This is a genomic window from Streptomyces sp. NBC_01255, from assembly GCF_036226445.1.
GTDB lineage: Bacteria > Actinomycetota > Actinomycetes > Streptomycetales > Streptomycetaceae > Streptomyces.
The window spans coordinates 2,537,838-2,554,861 of sequence record NZ_CP108474.1 but is presented as its reverse complement, the minus strand read 5'-3'; the positions used below and the strand labels follow the sequence as shown (position 1 = coordinate 2,554,861).

The window sequence follows — 17,024 nt, the reverse complement described above, 5'->3', positions numbered from 1 at the left end:
GGCTCCCCATCCAGGAGCCCGGCCCGCGGCGCGTCCGTGTGGAAGGTCAGAACGTCTGGAGCGTCACCAGGGTGATCCGCAGGCCGGCCCCGGACGTCCCCGGCTCCGCCTCGATCCGCACCCGCTGCCCCGGCCGGAGCAGCCGCAGCCCGCCCGCGTCGAAGGCCTCCGCCCCGAAGTCCACCGGGGTGCCGTCGTCGAGCAGCACACTTCCGCTGCGGGTCTCGGAGTCGTACGTGTACGCGGTCGCCTGCATGGACCGCAGCCTATCCGGCCGCCGGCAGCCACTGGGCGGCCGTCCGCGGGCCGAGCCCCAGCGCCCGGGCCTCCGCCAGATCCTCGCCGGTGTCCACGTCCCGGCGTACGGAATCCACCCCGGTCAGCCGGATTTCCACCGCACCCGACGACAAATGGCGCAGCCTCGACGCGCCCCCGAATGCCGGTTCCAATTCCACCCCCGGACCCGCCGAGAGGAATGTCGTACCTATTTCGGCGGCATCCGCGAGAAATGCCCTCGGAAATTTTCGGGCGGTGTCCAGGACCCGGGCCAGCTCCGCGGTCCGCAGCGCCGGCAGATCGGCGTTGAGCGCCGCCACCCGCGCGTGCGGCCGCCGCTCCCGTATCGCGCCGACCCCGTGCTCCAGCGCCGCGTTGAGCCCCGCCGCCGGAAGGTCCGGCACGATCCGCGCCCCCAGGGCCGCGAGGGCGGTCCCGGCCGTCGGATCGTCCGTGACGACCACCACATCCCGTACGCGCGCGCAGTTCAGCGCCGCCCCCACCGTGTCCTGGGCGAACGCCAGGGCGAGCCGGGGGCGCAGTAGGGCTCCCGTCGCCGCGGCCAGTCTGCTCTTCGCCAGGGCAAGGGGTTTCAGGGGTAAGACGAGGCACCAGTCGTCGTCCGCGTCACTGTTCATCGGGGCCCATTCTGTCCCGCCCGCGCGGTCCGGCGGAGGCCCCGGGGCGTACCGTGTCCTCGACAGACCAGGAGCATGGGGCGACACTTGACCCCCTGCCAGCCAGTCCCGGAGAAAGGTGTCCGAGTGCCCCGCCGCAGAATCGGCTTCTGGTACCGCCTCGCGGCGGTCATCGCCAAACCCCCCCTGGTGGTTCTGTTCAAGCGGGACTGGCGCGGTATGGAGCACATTCCGGCCGACGGCGGATTCATCACCGTGGTCAACCACAACTCGTACCTGGACCCGCTGTCGTACGCGCACTACCAGTACAACACCGGCCGGGTCCCGCGCCTTCTCGCCAAGGCGGGCCTTTTCAAGAGCCCCTTCGTCGGCATGATGCTGCGCAACACCGGCCAGATCCCCGTCTACCGCGAGACCACGAACGCGCTGGACGCCTTCCGGGCCGCCGTCGACGCGATCGAGCGCGGCGAGTGCGTCGCCTTCTATCCCGAGGGCACCCTGACCCGGGACCCCGACATGTGGCCCATGGCGGGCAAGACCGGCGCCGCCCGTGTCGCGCTCCTCACCAAGGTCCCGGTCATCCCGGTGGCCCAGTGGGGCGCCAACCTCGCGATGCCGCCGTACGCCAAGGACAAGAAGCTCAGCCTGTTCCCCCGCAAGACGCTGACCGTGCAGGCCGGTCCGCCCGTCGACCTCTCCCGTTTCGACGGCCTGGAGGCGACGCCCGAGGTGCTCCGCGAGGCCACCGAGGTCATCATGGCCGCCATCACCGCCCTCCTGGAGGAGGTCCGCGGCGAGAAGGCGCCCGACGAACCGTACGACCACCGCAAGGCCCGCCTCGAACAGCGGCGCAAGGCCGCCGAAGGAGGCATCAAGTGACCAAGGCAGCCGTCTTCGGCAACGGATCCTGGGGCACCGCATTCGCCATGGTGCTCGCCGACGCGGGCTGCGAGGTGAGCCTCTGGGGCCGCCGCGCGGAGCTCGCGAAGGAGATCAACGCCACCCGGGTCAACCCCGACTACCTTCCCGGCATCGAACTCCCGAGGGCGATCACGGCCACCGCGGACCCGGCCGAGGCCGCCCACGACGCCGACTTCACCGTCCTCGTCGTCCCCTCGCAGACCCTGCGCGGCAACCTCGCCGCCTGGAAGCCGCTGCTCGCCCCCGACACCGTCCTCGTCTCCCTCATGAAGGGCGTCGAACTCGGCACCGCCGAGCGGATGAGCGAGGTCGTCATGGAGGTCGCGGACGTGCCCGCCGACCGCGTGGCCGTCCTCACCGGACCCAACCTGGCCCTGGAGATCGCCTCCCGGCAGCCCGCCGCCGCCGTCGTCGCCTGCGTCGACGAGTCGGTCGCGCAGCGGTTCCAGGCGGCCTGCATGACCCCGTACTTCCGCCCGTACACGCACACCGACGTCGTCGGCTGCGAGCTCGGCGGCGCGGTCAAGAACGTCATCGGGCTCGCCGTCGGCATCGCCAACGGCATGGGACTCGGCGACAACTCGAAGGCCACGCTCATCACCCGCGGCCTCGCCGAGACCACCCGCCTCGGCCTCGCCATGGGCGCCGACCCGCTCACCTTCTCCGGCCTCGCCGGCCTCGGCGACCTGGTCGCCACCTGCTCCTCGCCGCTCTCCCGGAACAACACCTTCGGCACCAACCTGGGCCGCGGGATGACCCTCCAGGAGACCATCGCGGCCACCAAGCAGACCGCCGAGGGCGTCAAGTCCTGCGAGTCCGTGCTCGATCTGGCCCGCCGCCACGGCGTCGACATGCCGATCACCGAGACCGTCGTCTCGATCGTCCACGAGGGCAAGCCGCCGGTCGTCGCCCTCAAGGAGCTGATGTCCCGCAGCGCGAAGTCCGAGCGCCGCTGACGGACGGGTGACGGACGCGCGCGGGGGAGCGGGGCGCTCAGCCGTTCGGGAGCCGCAAGGTACGCTCATCGCGATATGAGCGAGAACACCCAGAGCCCCCGCAAGCCGCGCGTGGCCGTCGTCTTCGGCGGTCGCAGCTCCGAGCACGCCATCTCCGTCGTCACGGCGGGCGCCGTCCTGAGCGCCATCGACCGGGACAAGTACGACGTGCTGCCCATCGGCATCACGACGGACGGGCGCTGGGCGCTCACCGCCGACGCCCCCGAGCGCATGGCCATCGCCGACCGCGCCCTGCCGAACGTCGCCGACCTGGCCGAGTCCGCGGAGGGCGGTGTCGTCCTCTCCGTCGACCCCGCGAACCGCGAGGTCGTCCTCAGCGAGCCCGGCTCCGTCCCGCGGGCCCTCGGCGAGGTAGACGTGGTCTTCCCGATGCTGCACGGCCCGTACGGCGAGGACGGCACCCTCCAGGGCCTCCTGGAGCTCTCCGGCGTCCCCTACGTCGGCGCGGGCGTCCTCGCCTCCGCCGTCGGCCAGGACAAGGAGTACATGAAGCGCGTCTTCGTCTCCTTCGGACTGCCCGTCGGCCCGTACGAGGTCATCCGCCCGCGCGAGTGGGAGCAGAACCCGGCCGCCGCCCGCAAGAAGATCGTCGAGTTCGCCGCCGACCACGGCTGGCCGCTCTTCGTGAAGCCGGCCCGCGGCGGCTCGTCCATGGGCATCACCAAGGTCGACGACCTCTCGGGCCTGGACGAGGCCATCGAGGAGGCCCGCCGCCACGACCCCAAAATCCTCGTCGAGTCGCTCCTGCGCGGCCGCGAGATCGAGTGCGGCGTCCTGGAGTTCGAGGACGGCCCGCGCGCCAGCGTCCCGGCCGAGATCCCGCCGGTCACGAACCACGACTTCTACGACTTCGAGGCCAAGTACATCGACTCGGCCTCCGGCATCGTGCCCGCGCCGATCGGTGACGAGGCCACCGCCGAGATCCAGCGCCTGGCCGTCGCCGCCTACGAGGCCGTCTCCTGCGAGGGCCTGGTCCGCGCCGACTTCTTCCTCACCGAGGACGGCGAGTTCGTGATCAACGAGATCAACACGATGCCCGGCTTCACTCCCATCTCCATGTACCCGCGGATGTGGCAGGAGAGCGGCGTGAGCTACCCCGAGCTCGTCGACCGGCTGATCCAGGCCGCGCTGACCCGCTCCACGGGCCTGCGCTAGCCGGACCGGGGCCGGACCGAAGCCGATCCCGGTTCGGACCGGACCGTGAGATCCGGGGTGCGCCTAGACGCACTCCGGATCAAGGCCGCAGGGGATCGTCTTCTCCACGGGGGCGGCGAGATCGGCGAGCGGTGTGGCGTCGTGCCGGTACCGCTCGTCCAGCGTCACCTCGACGTACGTCTCCCGGTACACCGACGTGAAACGGGGTCCGCTGCCCTCCGGACGCTCCAGCATCCAGTTCACGCCGTTCGCCTCGACGGCCTGGGAGTTCGGATCGCTCATCTTTTCGGGCCGGGGGACCCCGCAGCGCAGTACGATCGCACCGTCACCCCACCCGGCGGTCAGCTCGGAGCCCGGCTCAGGATCGCTCCGCTCAAGACCCGCCACGGTGTCGGGCAGCTCCTTCTCCAGCGCCCGGCAGAGGTCCGCCTCCGCCGCCGGGGGGTGGGGAACCGCCACGGACGCCCCGGCGTCCGTCCAGGAGCAGCCGGTGGCGGCCAGCAGCAGGACGGCTGCCGTGACGGCGGCGGGCAGGCCGAAGGGCCGGTGGGATGACTTCACCGGCCAAGCGTAGACGGGGGCTACAGATGAACGACCGGGCAGGTGAGGGTGCGCGTGATGCCGTCCACTTGCTGGACCTTGGCGACCACCATGCGGCCCAACTCGTCCACCGTGTCCGCCTGCGCGCGCACGATCACGTCGTAGGGTCCGGTCACGTCTTCGGCCTGGAGCACCCCCGGGATCTTGGAGATGGTGTCGGCGACGGTCGACGCCTTGCCCACCTCGGTCTGGATGAGGATGTACGCCTGTACCACGGAACCTCCAGGGCGACCACGAGGATCTTGTGGGAGAAAGGGACGCCACGGTACCGCGTCGCCGCGGGCCACGGGGAGACCCCCGCGTCCCGGGGCACTCGCGTTGTGGCGTACGCACGACAGAAGTTGACGGTCTACTTGACGGTACCCAGCACGGTGACGGCCCGCGACCCGCGGCGCGCCCAGGCACGCCCCCGCCCGCCGGCCGGCACGAAGACACGAGGTGAGACGCGGTGAAGGGCACAGTCGGAGAGCTGGGCGAGTTCGGGCTCATCAGAGAGCTCACGTCCCGGCTCACCTCCACCCCGGCGGTACGGATCGGGCCCGGCGACGACGCCGCGGTCGTCTCCGCACCCGACCGGCGCGTGGTGGCCAGCACGGACATCCTCCTCGAAGGACGTCACTTCCGCCGCGACTGGTCGACGGCGTACGACGTCGGCCGCAAGGCCGCCGCGCAGAACCTCGCGGACATCGCCGCCATGGGCGCGGTCCCCACCGCGCTCCTCCTCGGCCTCGTCGTCCCCGCCGAACTGCCCGCCACCTGGCCCGTCGAACTCATGGACGGATTGCGCGACGAATGTCAGGTCGCGGGCGCGGCCGTCGTCGGCGGCGACGTCGTCCGGGGCGACACCATCACCATCGCCATCACCGCCCTCGGCGACCTCCGCAACCACGACCCGGTGACCCGGGGCGGGGCCCAGCCCGGCGACGTCGTCGCCTACACGGGCTGGCTCGGCTGGTCCGCCGCCGGATACGCCGTCCTCTCCCGAGGCTTCCGCTCGCCCCGCGCCTTCGTCGAGGCCCACCGCAGGCCCGAGCCGCCGTACCACGCGGGCCCCGCCGCCGCGGGACTCGGCGCCACCGCCATGTGCGACGTCAGCGACGGCCTCATCGCCGACCTCGGCCACATCGCCGAGGCCAGCAAGGTCCGCATCGACCTGCGCTCCGGGCTCATCGACATCCCCACCCAGATGAACGACATCGGCCAGGCCGTCGGTGTCGACCCCATGCAGTGGGTGCTCACCGGGGGAGAGGACCACGCCATCGTGGCCACCTTCCCGCCGGACGTGAAGCTCCCCGCCCGCTGGAAGGTCATCGGCGAGGTCCTGAACCCCTCGGCGCTGCCGCAGGTCACCGTGGACGGAGCCCCCTGGCACAGCACGGGCGGCTGGGACCACTTCGGGGAGACGGAGTGACGCCCTCCGGGCAGCCTCCGCTCGTGCCTCCACTCGTGCCTCCGCTCGTCCTCACCGTCGCCGGATCCGACTCCGGCGGCGGCGCAGGCATCCAGGCCGACCTGAAGACGATGCTCGCGCTCGGCGTCCACGGCATGAGCGTGCTCACCGCCGTCACCGCCCAGAACTCGCGGGGCGTCCAGGGCGCGTGGGAACTTCCCGAGGAGGCCGTCAGGGCCCAGTACCGGGCCGTCGTCGACGACATCGGCGTCCAGGCCGTGAAGACGGGCATGCTGGCCTCCGCCGGGCTCGTCGAGACGGTGGCCGAGCTCCTCGCCGGGACGGCGGCGCCCGTGGTCGTGGACCCGGTCGGCGTCTCCAAGCACGGGGACTCGCTGCTCGCCGCCTCGGCCCTGGAATCCGTCCGGACGAAACTGCTGCCGGTCGCGACCGTCGCCACGCCCAACCTGGACGAGGTGGCGCAGCTCACAGGCGTCCACGTCGTGCACGAGAGCGACATGCGGGTGGCCGCCGAGGCGATCCTGTCGTACGGGGCGGACTGGGCCCTGATCAAGGGCGGGCACCTGCCCACGGGCCAGGAGGCCGTGGACCTGCTCACGGACGGCACCGAGGAGCACTGGCTGCGCGCGCCCCGGCACGACAACCGGCACACGCACGGCACGGGCTGCACGCTCGCCTCGGCGGTGGCCTCCGGGCTCGCCAAGGGCCTGGCGGTGCCGGAGGCGGTACGGCAGGCCAAGGAGTACGTGACCGGGGCCATCGCCGCCGGATTCGCCCTGGGCACGGGCATAGGCCCGGTCGACCACGGCTGGCGGTTCAGGAAGTAGCCGGTTCTCCGGAAAAGATTCCGGGTACGGCAAGAGGCCGGTTCACCTAGGTGAACCGGCCTCTCAAGGCAACCGCAGGGGCTGCGCTACGACGGAACGTCGCAATTAGCGCGAGACCTTGCCGGCCTTGATGCACGAGGTGCAGACGTTGAGCCGCTTCGGCGTCCGACCGACCACGGCACGCACGCGCTGGATGTTCGGGTTCCAGCGACGGGACGTACGGCGGTGCGAGTGCGAAATGTTGTTGCCGAAGCCCGGCCCCTTGCCGCAGACGTCGCAGTTGGCAGCCACGGGTCACTCCAAAGACTTCAGATTTACAGTGAAATCCGGCGCACCGGAATCAGGAGTCTGAAGTGGCTTGCCGGGGGATGGCCCGGTGTGAACCGGGCAACCGAAGCAGCATACAACGCCTGCTTCGGTGGAACGAAACTACCATGGTCTGCGCCGACCTCGCCCCGGGCCCAGGTCACGGGCAGGACACCCCGGGTCTACCCTGCGGTGAGCTCACCGCCGAAGGAGGCCCCCTGTTGTCGCGAGCCCTTCCGCCTTCCGAGGAGCTCGTCGAGCTCGACGCCGAAGCGCTCCGGACCTGGTCCGCGCGGGCGCTTGACGCCCTCGGGCGGGAGCGCGAGGAGATCGACGCGATCAACGTCTACCCGGTCGCGGACGGGGACACCGGCACCAACCTGTACCTGACGGCGGAAGCCGCCCACCAGGCCGTCGAAGCCGTCTTCGCCGCCGCCGAACCCGACGCCGCCGAGACCGTACGGGCCATGGCGCACGGGGCCCTGCTCGGTGCCCGCGGCAACTCCGGGACCATCCTCGCCCAGCTGCTGCGCGGCATGGCGGCCGTCCTCGCCGAGGGACGTGACGGTGATCACCTCGCCCGCGCCCTGGCGGAGGCCGCCGACGCGGCCCGCCGGGCCGTCGCCCACCCCGTCGAGGGCACGATCCTCACGGTGGCCTCCGCCGCCGCACGGGCCTGCAATGGGGGCGGCGGACTCGCGGACGTGGCCGGAAGCGCCTACGAGGGCGCCACGACCGCCCTGGCGACCACCCGGGGCCAGCTGGACGTCCTCACCCGCGCCGGGGTCGTGGACGCCGGCGGACAGGGCCTGGTGACCGTCCTCGGAGCGCTCGTGGAGACCGTGACCGGCCGGACGCCGGACCGCCCGGAGACGGCGCCGCACGGCGTGGTCGTACCGGCCCGGCCCGCCGCGCCCGAGGAATGCGGCACCGAGGACGGACCCGCGTACGAGGTGATCTACCTCCTGGAGGCCGAGGACGCGGCCGTGGACCTGCTGCGGTCCCGCCTCGACGCGCTGGGGGAGTCCCTGGTCGTCGTCGGCGGCGACGGGCTGTGGAACGTCCACGTGCACGTCGACGACGCGGGAGCCGCCGTCGAGGCCGGCATCGATGCCGGGCGGCCCCACCGGATCCGCATCACCCACTTCGCGAGCCCCGTGGCGGAGACGGAGCCGGACGCGCGCGGGGCGCGGGCCCAGCGCGCGGTGGTCGCCGTCGTCCCCGGCGCGGGCCTGGCCGGACTGTGCGCCGAGGCGGGCGCGACCACCGTCCAGACACGCCCCGGCGAACAGCCCGCAGGGGACGAACTCGTCGACGCGATCCGCCGGGCCCACGCCCGCGAGGTCGTCCTCCTGCCCAACGACACCGACCTGCGCCAGACCGCCGCCGCCGCGGCCGAACGGGCCCGGGCGGAGGGCATCCGCGTCGCCCTCATCCCGACCCGGGCCGCCGTCCAGGGCATCGCCGCCCTCGCCGTCCACGAACCGGACCGCCGCTTCGACGAGGACGTCGTCGCCATGACCGCCGCCGCCGGCGCCACCCGCTACGCCGAACTCGCCGTCGCCGAGCGCCAGTCCTTCACCTCGGCCGGCGTCTGCCAGGCCGGCGACATCCTCGGCCTCATCGAGGGCGACGTCGCCGTCATCGGCGACGACCTCACCGAGACGGCCCGCACGGTCCTCGACCGCATGCTGTCGGCGGGCGGCGAACTCGTCACCCTGATCGTCGCCGACGACACCCCGCCCGACCTCGCCGCCACCCTCGAACGCCACGTCCGCAGCGGCTACCTGGCCGTCGACACGACCACGTACCACGCGGGCGAAGGAGCCCCGCCGCTGCTCATCGGAGTGGAGTGAGAGCGCCCGGACTTTGGGCTCGCGAGATCGCGGCCCCAAAGCCCAGGCGCTTTGGCACACGGTGTCGGTCGGTGCCGTGGTGTGCAGTGACTCCGCCGGTGCGTGATGCGGTGGCTCCTCACATGCCCGCTGACGCGAACTCATGACGGACAAGCCCTGCCCGATGCCCAACGGCATGCCGCGAATCTAGCGCCCCGGCGACACGAGTGTCCCCGAGTTCCAGAAACACGCGGAGGGGCGAAATGTCAGAGCGGTGGTGTGCAATAGGAGTCGTGCCCGCGCTCGACGAACCACTCAAGAAGTCCCTCGGCCCCGCCACCGCCAAGGTCATGGCCGAGGCACTCGACCTGCACACGGTCGGTGACCTGCTCCACCACTACCCCCGCCGGTACGCCGAGCGGGGGGAGCTGACCACACTCTCCGACCTGCCGCTCGACGAGCACGTCACGGTCGTCGCGCAGGTCGCCGACGCCCGCGTGCTCACCTTCAACGGCTCCAAGGGACGCGGCCAGCGCCTCGAAGTGACCATCACGGACGGCAGCGGCCGCCTCCAACTGGTCTTCTTCGGCAAGGGTGTGCACAAGCCGCACAAGGACCTGCTGCCCGGCACCCGCGCGATGTTCTCCGGCAAGGTCTCGCTCTTCAACCGCCGTCTCCAGCTCGCCCATCCCGCGTACGAACTCCTCCGCGGCGACGGCGACGAGGCCACCGCGAGCGCCGACACCGTGGCCGGCTGGGCCGGGGCCCTCATCCCGATCTACCCGGCCACCACCAAACTGGAGTCCTGGAAGATCGCCAAGGCCGTCGACGCCGTCCTCCCGCACGCCGAGGACGCCGCCGACCCCCTGCCGCCCGCCCTGCGCGAGGGCCGCGGCCTCGCCGAGCTGCCCGAAGCCCTGAGGAAGATCCACCGCCCCCGTACCAAGGCGGACGTCGCCGACGCCCGCGACCGGCTCAAGTGGGACGAGGCCTTCGTCCTCCAGGTCGCCCTCGCCCGTCGGCGGCACGCCGACACCCAACTCCCCGCCGTCGCCCGGCGCCCCGTCCCCGGCGCCATCCTCGACGCCTTCGACGCCAAGCTGCCCTTCACCCTCACCGACGGCCAGCAGAAGGTCTCCCGCGAGATCTTCGACGACCTCGCCACCGAACACCCCATGCACCGCCTCCTCCAGGGAGAAGTCGGATCGGGCAAGACCATGGTGGCCCTGCGCGCCATGCTCGCCGTCGTCGACGCCGGGGGACAGGCCGCGATGCTCGCCCCCACCGAGGTCCTCGCCCAGCAGCACCACCGCTCGATCACCGAGATGATGGGCGAGCTCGCCGAGGGAGGCATGCTCGGCGGCGCCGACCGGGCCACCAAGGTCGTCCTGCTCACCGGCTCCATGGGCACCGCCGCCCGCCGGCAGGCCCTCCTCGACCTCGTCACCGGCGAGGCGGGGATCGTCATCGGCACCCACGCGCTGATCGAGGACAAGGTCCAGTTCCACGACCTCGGTCTGGTCGTCGTCGACGAGCAGCACCGCTTCGGTGTCGAACAGCGCGACGCCCTGCGCGGCAAGGGCAAGCAGCCGCCCCACCTGCTCGTGATGACCGCCACCCCCATCCCGCGCACGGTCGCCATGACCGTCTTCGGCGACCTGGAGACCTCCGTCCTCGACCAGCTGCCCGCCGGACGCTCCCCGATCGCCACCCACGTCGTCCCCGCCGCCGACAAGCCGCACTTCCTCGCCCGCGCCTGGGAGCGGGTGCGCGAGGAGGTCGAGAACGGCCACCAGGCGTACGTCGTCTGCCCCCGGATCGGCGACGAGGAGGACCAGAAGAAGAAGTCCAAGGCGTCCGCCGAGGACGAGGCCGAGAAGCGTCCGCCGCTCGCCGTCCTGGAGGTCGCAGAGAAGCTCCGTACCGGCCCCCTCGCGGGCCTGCGGATCGCCGTCCTGCACGGCCGCATGCATCCCGACGACAAGGACGACGTCATGCGGCGCTTCGCCGCCGGCGACCTCGACGTCCTCGTCGCCACCACCGTCATCGAGGTCGGCGTCAACGTCCCCAACGCCACCGCCATGGTGATCATGGACGGCGACCGCTTCGGCGTCTCCCAGCTCCACCAGCTCCGCGGCCGCGTCGGCCGAGGGTCCGCCCCCGGCCTCTGCCTCCTCGTCACCGAGATGCCCGAGGCCAGCCCCGCCCGGCAGCGCCTCGGCGCCGTCGCCGCCACCCTCGACGGCTTCGAGCTCTCCCGCATCGACCTCGAACAGCGCCGCGAGGGAGACGTCCTCGGCCAGGCCCAGTCCGGCGTCCGCTCCTCCCTGAAGGTGCTCACCGTCATCGACGACGAGGAGGTCATCGCCGCCGCCCGCGAGGAGGCCACCACCCTCGTCCTCGCCGACCCGGACCTCACCGCCCACCCCGGGCTGCGCACCGCCCTCGAAGCCCTGCTCGACAAGGACCGGGAGGAATACCTGGAGAAGGGCTGACCCCGGGGCGGCGGCAACCGCCATAAGCTGTTGCGAACGCAATGGCTTACGGAGAACGAGGACACCGATGACCCGCGTGATCGCCGGCACCGCCGGCGGACGCCGACTTGCCGTGCCCCCCGGCACCGGCACCCGCCCCACCTCCGACCGGGCGCGCGAAGGCCTCTTCTCCACCTGGGAGGCGTTCCTCGGCACCCTCGACGGGACCCGGGTCGCCGACCTGTACGCGGGCTCCGGCGCCGTCGGGCTCGAAGCGCTCTCCCGGGGCGCGGTCCACGCGCTCCTCGTCGAGGCCGAGCCCCGCGCCGCGAAGACGATCCGCGAGAACATCAGGACACTGGGCCTGCCCGGCGCCGAGCTCCGGACCGGCAAGGCGGAGCAGATCGTCACGGGACCGGCCCCCGCCGACCCGTACGACCTGGTCTTCCTCGACCCCCCGTACGCCGTCGCGGACGACGATCTTCGGGAGATCCTCCTCACACTCCGCTCGGAGGGCTGGCTCACGGACGATGCCCTCGTCACCGTGGAGCGCAGCACCCGAGGCGGGGAGTTCGGCTGGCCGGACGGATTCGAGCCACTGCGGGCCCGTCGTTACGGCGAGGGAACGTTTTGGTACGGTCGCGCCGCCTCTACGTGCGAAGACGCACCATGACCGGACCGGAGAGCGAGGGACTCACGTTGCGCCGCGCCGTCTGTCCGGGGTCATTCGACCCCATCACCAACGGACATCTCGACATCATCGCCCGCGCCTCCAAGCTGTACGACGTCGTACACGTCGCGGTGATGATCAACCAGTCCAAGCAGGGACTGTTCACGGTCGACGAGCGGATCGAGCTGATCCGCGAGGTCACCGCCGACTTCGGCAACGTCGAGGTGGAGTCCTTCCACGGACTGCTCGTCGACTTCTGCAAGCAGCGGGACATCCCCGCCATCGTCAAGGGCCTGCGCGCGGTCAGCGACTTCGACTACGAGTTGCAGATGGCGCAGATGAACATCGGGCTCTCGGGCGTGGAGACCCTTTTCGTCCCCACCAACCCGACGTACAGCTTCCTCTCCTCCTCGCTGGTCAAGGAGGTGGCGGCCTGGGGCGGCGACGTCTCCCACCTGGTCCCGCCGCAGGTCCTCGGCCGGCTGACCGAGCGCCTCGCGCGGAAGTGACACGCGGCCACCTTCGCTGACGCTCCGTCACCTGGTGTCGGACGGGAGCCGACTGCCCTTACAGTCGTCCCGTCCGTCTCCATCCAGCTGTAGAGAGTGGCGAGCACCCGGTGGACGTGCAGAAGAAGCTCGACGAGATCGTCGCGACCGTTCAGGGCGCCCGTTCCATGCCCATGTCGGCATCCTGCGTGGTCAACCGCGCCGAGCTGCTCTCCCTGCTCGAAGAGGTACGGGACGCGCTGCCCGGCTCCCTCGCCCAGGCCCAGGAGCTGATCGGCGGCCGTGAGCAGCTGGTCGAGCAGGCCCGCCAGGAGGCCGAGCGGATCATCGAGGCCGCCCACGCCGAGCGCGGCTCGATCGTCTCCGACACGCAGGTCGCCCGGGAGTCGCAGGGCGAGGCCGACCGGATCCTCGCCGAGGCCCGCCGCGAGGCCGAGGAGGTCCGCGCCGAGGCCGACGACTACGTCGACTCCAAGCTCGCGAACTTCGAGGTCGTCCTCAACAAGACGATCGGCTCCGTCGACCGGGGCCGCGAGAAGCTCCTCGGCCGCGGCCCGGGCCTCGACCAGGACGGTTACGCGGACGAGGACGCCCCCGAGTACAGCGCGGACCCGCAGACCCTGATCAGCCGGGCCGACGAGTACGTGGACGCCAAGCTGGGCGCCTTCGAGGCGGTCCTCAGCAAGACCCTGGAGGCCGTCGGCCGCGGCCGGCAGAAGCTGCACGGCCGGATCGCCTCCGACGACCTCGGCGAGCACATGGCCGCACAGGACGGCCTCGGCGGCACGGTGCACACGAGCGACGCCGACTACCTCGCCGGGCTCGCGGAGCTCGCCGACCCCCAGCCGGTCCCGGTCCCCGCACAGGCCCCCGCGCAGATCCCGGCCCAGCAGCAGCCCGACCCGTACGCGTACCAGCAGCATCAGCAGCCGCAGCAGGACCCGGCGTACGGCTACCAGCAGCAGCCGGACCCGTACGGGTACCAGCAGCAGCAGGCCGACCCGTACGCGTACCAGGGTCAGTACGGCTACGAGCAGCAGCACCAGTACCAGCCCCAGGCCCCGCAGCAGCAGCCGGCCGCCGCGCTCGACGAGACCAGTTTCTTCGACACGAGCATGATCGACCTGGAGCAGTTGCGCCGGTACGAACAGGGGCAGTAAGGGGCGCGGGGCCCGGATTGGGCCCTGAGCGAAGCGTCCAGTATCCTGGCTCTTCGGTCGCGCGTATTCCGCGATCCTCGCTGCCCACTTCTGGCAGCCCCCTCACGAATCGAAAGCAGGAAGAGCCCTGAGCACGCGCCTCGACCACCGCAACCCCCTCGTGTTCGACACACACGAGCTGGGGCGGCGTCCTGGCTCCCTCCAGCGGCTCTCGCGTTCCGTCGAGGCCCCCACGGCCCTCGGCGTCGAAGGGGTCATCGGAGTGCCCGAGGGCGCTCCCGTGGAAATCGATCTCCGTCTTGAGTCGGTCATGGAAGGGGTGCTTGTCACAGGCACCGCCCGTGCATCGGCCGAGGGGGAGTGCGTAAGGTGTCTGGAGCCTGTCGAGCTGGAGCTCGACGTGGACTTCCAGGAGATGTTCTCGTACCCCGACTCCGACGACCGGGGCCGCTCCAAGGCGGCCGCGGACGACGAAGCCGAGGAAGACGAGAGCATGACCCCCCTCGAGGACGGCATGTTCGACCTCGAACCTTTGCTGCTTGATGCGGTGGTGCTCGCACTGCCGATGCAGCCGGTGTGCCGGGATGACTGTGCGGGTCTGTGCTCCGAGTGTGGAGCCAACCTGAACGAGAACCCGGACCACCACCATGATGCCGTCGACGCCCGTTGGGCGGCATTGCAGGGACTCGCCGGTTCGCTGGGAACCGATGAGAAGGACAACATGAGCGGCAAGGCCTCTGACGGGGACGTCCGAAGCGCCGCCGAGAAGCAGGAGAAGTAGCCGTGGCTGTTCCGAAGCGGAAGATGTCGCGCAGCAACACGCGCCACCGCCGGTCGCAGTGGAAGGCTGCGGTCCCCACCCTGGTTTCGTGTGAGCGTTGCCAGGAGCCGAAGCTGCAGCACATCGCGTGCCCGAGCTGCGGCACCTACAACAAGCGCCAGGTCCTCTCGGTCTGATTGGGCTGGTGAGAGGCGCAATGTCTGAGTCCCGCAAGACGGACGACAAGACGGACCATGCCTCGTCCCACACGCTTCTGGAAGGGCGGCTCGGCTATCGGCTCGAGTCCGCCCTTCTGGTGCGTGCACTGACCCACCGTTCGTTCGCGTACGAGAACGGCGGTCTGCCCACCAACGAGCGGCTGGAGTTCCTCGGGGACTCCGTGCTCGGCCTGGTGGTCACGGACACGCTGTACCGCACCCACCCCGACCTGCCCGAAGGCCAGCTGGCCAAACTGCGGGCCGCGGTGGTCAACTCACGTGCACTTGCGGAGGTCAGTCGCGGCCTCGAACTCGGCTCCTTCATCCGGCTCGGCCGGGGCGAAGAGGGCACGGGTGGCCGGGACAAGGCGTCCATCCTCGCCGACACCCTTGAAGCGGTGATCGGCGCGGTCTATCTCGACCAGGGCCTCGACGCGGCGGCCGAGCTGGTTCACCGGCTCTTCGACCCGCTGATCGAGAAGTCCTCGAACCTCGGTGCCGGCCTGGACTGGAAGACCAGTCTCCAGGAGCTCACCGCGGCCGAGGGCCTGGGTGTGCCGGAGTACCTCGTCTCCGAAGAGGGCCCGGACCACGAGAAGGTCTTCACTGCTGCCGCCCGCGTCGGTGGTGTCTCGTACGGCACCGGCACCGGCCGCAGCAAGAAGGAAGCGGAACAGCAGGCGGCGGAGTCCGCGTGGCGCGAGATTCGCGCCGCCGCGGACGAGCGCGTGGCGGCGGCCAAGGCCGCTGCCGAAGCCGGCACGGGAGAGGTCGCCGACCCCTCTCCGTCCACGAACGGCGCGGAGGCCTGACGGCCTTCGTCCACCGCTTCCCGAGAACCCCGCCCCAGGGCGGGGTTCTCGTCTTTTCCCCCGTGAGTACGCCGGTAGGGTTGAAGCGCTGTCGATCGACGTCGTCCGGAGGAGTCCCCGTGCCCGAGCTGCCCGAGGTCGAGGTCGTACGGCGCGGACTGGAGCGCTGGGTCGCCGGGCGGACCGTGACCGAGGTCGAGGTGCTGCACCCGAGGGCCGTACGGCGCCATCCGGCGGGCGGCGCGGACTTCGCCGCGCGGCTGAAGGGGCAGCGGTTCGAGGTGGCGCGGCGGCGCGGCAAGTACCTGTGGCTGCCGCTGGCCGACACCGGTACCTCCGTGCTCGGGCACCTCGGCATGAGCGGCCAGCTGCTCGTCCAGCCGGAGGACGCCGCGGACGAGAAGCACCTCCGCATCCGGGTCCGTTTCGACGATACGGACGGCACCGAGCTCCGCTTCGTCGACCAGCGCACCTTCGGCGGGCTCTCGCTGCACGACCAGACCCCCGACGGGCTGCCGGACGTCATCGCGCACATCGCCCGGGACCCGCTGGACCCCGAGTTCGACGAGGACGCGTTCCACCGCGCGCTGCGGCAGCGCCGTACGACCGTCAAGCGGGCTCTGCTCGACCAGTCGCTGATCAGCGGCGTCGGCAACATCTACGCGGACGAGGCGCTCTGGCGGTCCAGGCTGCACTACGACCGCCCCACCGCCACGCTCACCCGGCCGCGCGCGGCCGAGCTCCTCGGGCACGCCCGGGACGTGATGAACGAGGCCCTCGCGGTCGGCGGCACCAGCTTCGACAGCCTCTACGTGAACGTCAACGGCGAGTCCGGCTACTTCGACCGCTCGCTCGACGCCTACGGGCGCGAGGACGAGCCGTGTCACCGCTGCGGTACGCCGATGCGCCGGCGCCCCTGGATGAACCGTTCCAGCTACTTCTGCCCGCGCTGCCAGCGCCCGCCGCGCCCGAGCGCGTGACGGGGCGGATCCTGGCGGTCAGGCCGTGACCCGTCAGGCCGTGACCCGTCAGGCCGTGACCGTCAGGCCGTGACGGGGCCCGCGCGCTCCGCGTCGTAACTCTCGCGGGCCGCCTCGACCTGCGGCATGCGGCCCTCGACCAGCTGGATCAGCCCGATCAGCCGCTCCGCGATCTCACGGCCGAGCGGGGTGAGCCGGTAGTCGACCCGCGGCGGGTTCGTGGGCTGCGCGTCCCGGTGGACGAGACCGTCGCGCTCCAGCGCGTGGAGCGTCTGGGACAGCATCTTCTCGCTCACGCCGTCGACCCGCCGCCGCAGCTCGTTGAAGCGGAACGTCCCGTCGTACAGGGCGCCGAGGGTCAGGCTGCCCCAGCGGCCCGTCACATGCTCCAGCGTGCCGCGCGACGGGCAGGCCCGGGCGAACACGTCGTAGGCGAGGTCGTCAGTCATGCCCTCT

20 protein-coding genes are annotated in these 17,024 nt (G+C 71.5%); 14 read left to right on the top strand and 6 right to left on the bottom strand.

The annotated features are described in order from the left end of the window. Positions 1 to 46: 46 nt before the first annotated feature. Both OG357_RS11060 and cofC read right to left on the bottom strand, forming a co-directional pair. On the bottom strand, positions 47 to 256 hold the full coding sequence (locus tag OG357_RS11060; protein WP_329620988.1) for a hypothetical protein: 210 nt from the start codon (positions 254 to 256) through the stop codon (positions 47 to 49). Positions 257 to 266: 10 nt separating this feature from the next. Next, positions 267 to 914, bottom strand: coding sequence for a 2-phospho-L-lactate guanylyltransferase (gene cofC / locus OG357_RS11055; RefSeq protein ID WP_329620987.1), 648 nt, complete (start codon positions 912 to 914; stop codon positions 267 to 269). A 126-nt stretch (positions 915 to 1,040) separates the two neighbouring features. Between cofC and OG357_RS11050 the strand changes: the two genes are divergently transcribed. The 3 genes from OG357_RS11050 to OG357_RS11040 all read left to right on the top strand — a co-directional run bounded on the left by OG357_RS11050 (position 1,041) and on the right by OG357_RS11040 (position 4,006). Next, positions 1,041 to 1,793: a lysophospholipid acyltransferase family protein gene (locus OG357_RS11050; protein ID WP_329620986.1), complete on the top strand. Its 753-nt coding sequence runs from the start codon at positions 1,041 to 1,043 to the stop codon at positions 1,791 to 1,793. Next, positions 1,790 to 2,791, top strand: a complete 1,002-nt coding sequence (locus OG357_RS11045; RefSeq protein WP_329620985.1) for an NAD(P)H-dependent glycerol-3-phosphate dehydrogenase — start codon at positions 1,790 to 1,792, stop codon at positions 2,789 to 2,791. Before OG357_RS11050 ends, OG357_RS11045 begins: the two co-directional genes overlap by 4 nt. Before the next feature lie 75 nt (positions 2,792 to 2,866). Continuing rightward, positions 2,867 to 4,006 carry a D-alanine--D-alanine ligase family protein gene (locus OG357_RS11040; RefSeq protein WP_329620984.1) on the top strand — a complete coding sequence of 380 codons (1,140 nt, stop codon included), beginning with the start codon at positions 2,867 to 2,869 and terminating at the stop codon, positions 4,004 to 4,006. 63 nt (positions 4,007 to 4,069) lie between these two features. Here the strand turns inward: OG357_RS11040 and OG357_RS11035 are convergent, their stop codons facing one another. Together OG357_RS11035 and OG357_RS11030 are read right to left on the bottom strand one after the other, a co-directional pair. Continuing rightward, positions 4,070 to 4,567, bottom strand: coding sequence for a DUF3515 domain-containing protein (locus tag OG357_RS11035; protein ID WP_329620983.1), 498 nt, complete (start codon positions 4,565 to 4,567; stop codon positions 4,070 to 4,072). Between the two features lie 20 nt (positions 4,568 to 4,587). Further along, positions 4,588 to 4,821 (bottom strand): Lrp/AsnC family transcriptional regulator, encoded by a 234-nt coding sequence (locus tag OG357_RS11030; protein WP_015036438.1) that lies wholly within the window; start codon positions 4,819 to 4,821, stop codon positions 4,588 to 4,590. 233 nt (positions 4,822 to 5,054) lie between these two features. Between OG357_RS11030 and OG357_RS11025 the strand changes: the two genes are divergently transcribed. Then, a complete protein-coding gene (locus tag OG357_RS11025) occupies positions 5,055 to 6,017 on the top strand; it encodes a thiamine-phosphate kinase (protein ID WP_317599510.1) in 963 nt (320 codons plus the stop codon). 23 nt (positions 6,018 to 6,040) lie between these two features. After that, positions 6,041 to 6,844, top strand: a complete 804-nt coding sequence (thiD, locus tag OG357_RS11020; protein ID WP_329620982.1) for a bifunctional hydroxymethylpyrimidine kinase/phosphomethylpyrimidine kinase — start codon at positions 6,041 to 6,043, stop codon at positions 6,842 to 6,844. A 105-nt stretch (positions 6,845 to 6,949) separates the two neighbouring features. On the opposite strand, the gene rpmB is transcribed toward thiD, so the two are convergent. Continuing rightward, a complete protein-coding gene (gene rpmB / locus OG357_RS11015; protein WP_003957616.1) occupies positions 6,950 to 7,135 on the bottom strand; it encodes a 50S ribosomal protein L28 in 186 nt (61 codons plus the stop codon). Positions 7,136 to 7,371: 236 nt separating this feature from the next. On the opposite strand from rpmB, the gene OG357_RS11010 reads away from it, so the two are divergent. The 9 genes from OG357_RS11010 (at position 7,372) to mutM (ending at position 16,568) form a co-directional block, all read left to right on the top strand. Continuing rightward, positions 7,372 to 9,006, top strand: a complete 1,635-nt coding sequence (locus OG357_RS11010) for a DAK2 domain-containing protein (RefSeq protein ID WP_329620981.1) — start codon at positions 7,372 to 7,374, stop codon at positions 9,004 to 9,006. Between the two features lie 242 nt (positions 9,007 to 9,248). Continuing rightward, positions 9,249 to 11,480, top strand: a complete 2,232-nt coding sequence (gene recG, locus OG357_RS11005; protein WP_329620980.1) for an ATP-dependent DNA helicase RecG — start codon at positions 9,249 to 9,251, stop codon at positions 11,478 to 11,480. Between the two features lie 67 nt (positions 11,481 to 11,547). Then, positions 11,548 to 12,132, top strand: a complete 585-nt coding sequence (gene rsmD / locus OG357_RS11000; protein ID WP_329620979.1) for a 16S rRNA (guanine(966)-N(2))-methyltransferase RsmD — start codon at positions 11,548 to 11,550, stop codon at positions 12,130 to 12,132. Between the two features lie 26 nt (positions 12,133 to 12,158). Continuing rightward, positions 12,159 to 12,638 (top strand): pantetheine-phosphate adenylyltransferase, encoded by a 480-nt coding sequence (gene coaD, locus OG357_RS10995; RefSeq protein ID WP_314620756.1) that lies wholly within the window; start codon positions 12,159 to 12,161, stop codon positions 12,636 to 12,638. A gap of 110 nt (positions 12,639 to 12,748) precedes the next feature. Next, entirely contained in the window at positions 12,749 to 13,798 is a 1,050-nt protein-coding gene (locus OG357_RS10990; RefSeq protein WP_329620978.1) for an ATP synthase F0 subunit B, read from the top strand. Between the two features lie 73 nt (positions 13,799 to 13,871). Then, positions 13,872 to 14,579, top strand: a complete 708-nt coding sequence (locus OG357_RS10985) for a YceD family protein (RefSeq protein ID WP_443066801.1) — start codon at positions 13,872 to 13,874, stop codon at positions 14,577 to 14,579. A 2-nt stretch (positions 14,580 to 14,581) separates the two neighbouring features. After that, on the top strand, positions 14,582 to 14,755 hold the full coding sequence (rpmF, locus tag OG357_RS10980; protein WP_015036448.1) for a 50S ribosomal protein L32: 174 nt from the start codon (positions 14,582 to 14,584) through the stop codon (positions 14,753 to 14,755). Between the two features lie 20 nt (positions 14,756 to 14,775). Then, entirely contained in the window at positions 14,776 to 15,588 is an 813-nt protein-coding gene (gene rnc, locus OG357_RS10975; RefSeq protein ID WP_329620977.1) for a ribonuclease III, read from the top strand. Between the two features lie 119 nt (positions 15,589 to 15,707). Then, entirely contained in the window at positions 15,708 to 16,568 is an 861-nt protein-coding gene (gene mutM, locus OG357_RS10970; RefSeq protein ID WP_329620976.1) for a bifunctional DNA-formamidopyrimidine glycosylase/DNA-(apurinic or apyrimidinic site) lyase, read from the top strand. A gap of 62 nt (positions 16,569 to 16,630) precedes the next feature. Here mutM and OG357_RS10965 read toward each other — a convergent pair whose 3' ends face one another. Further along, positions 16,631 to 17,017, bottom strand: coding sequence for a winged helix-turn-helix transcriptional regulator (locus OG357_RS10965; RefSeq protein ID WP_329620975.1), 387 nt, complete (start codon positions 17,015 to 17,017; stop codon positions 16,631 to 16,633). Positions 17,018 to 17,024: the final 7 nt, after the last annotated feature.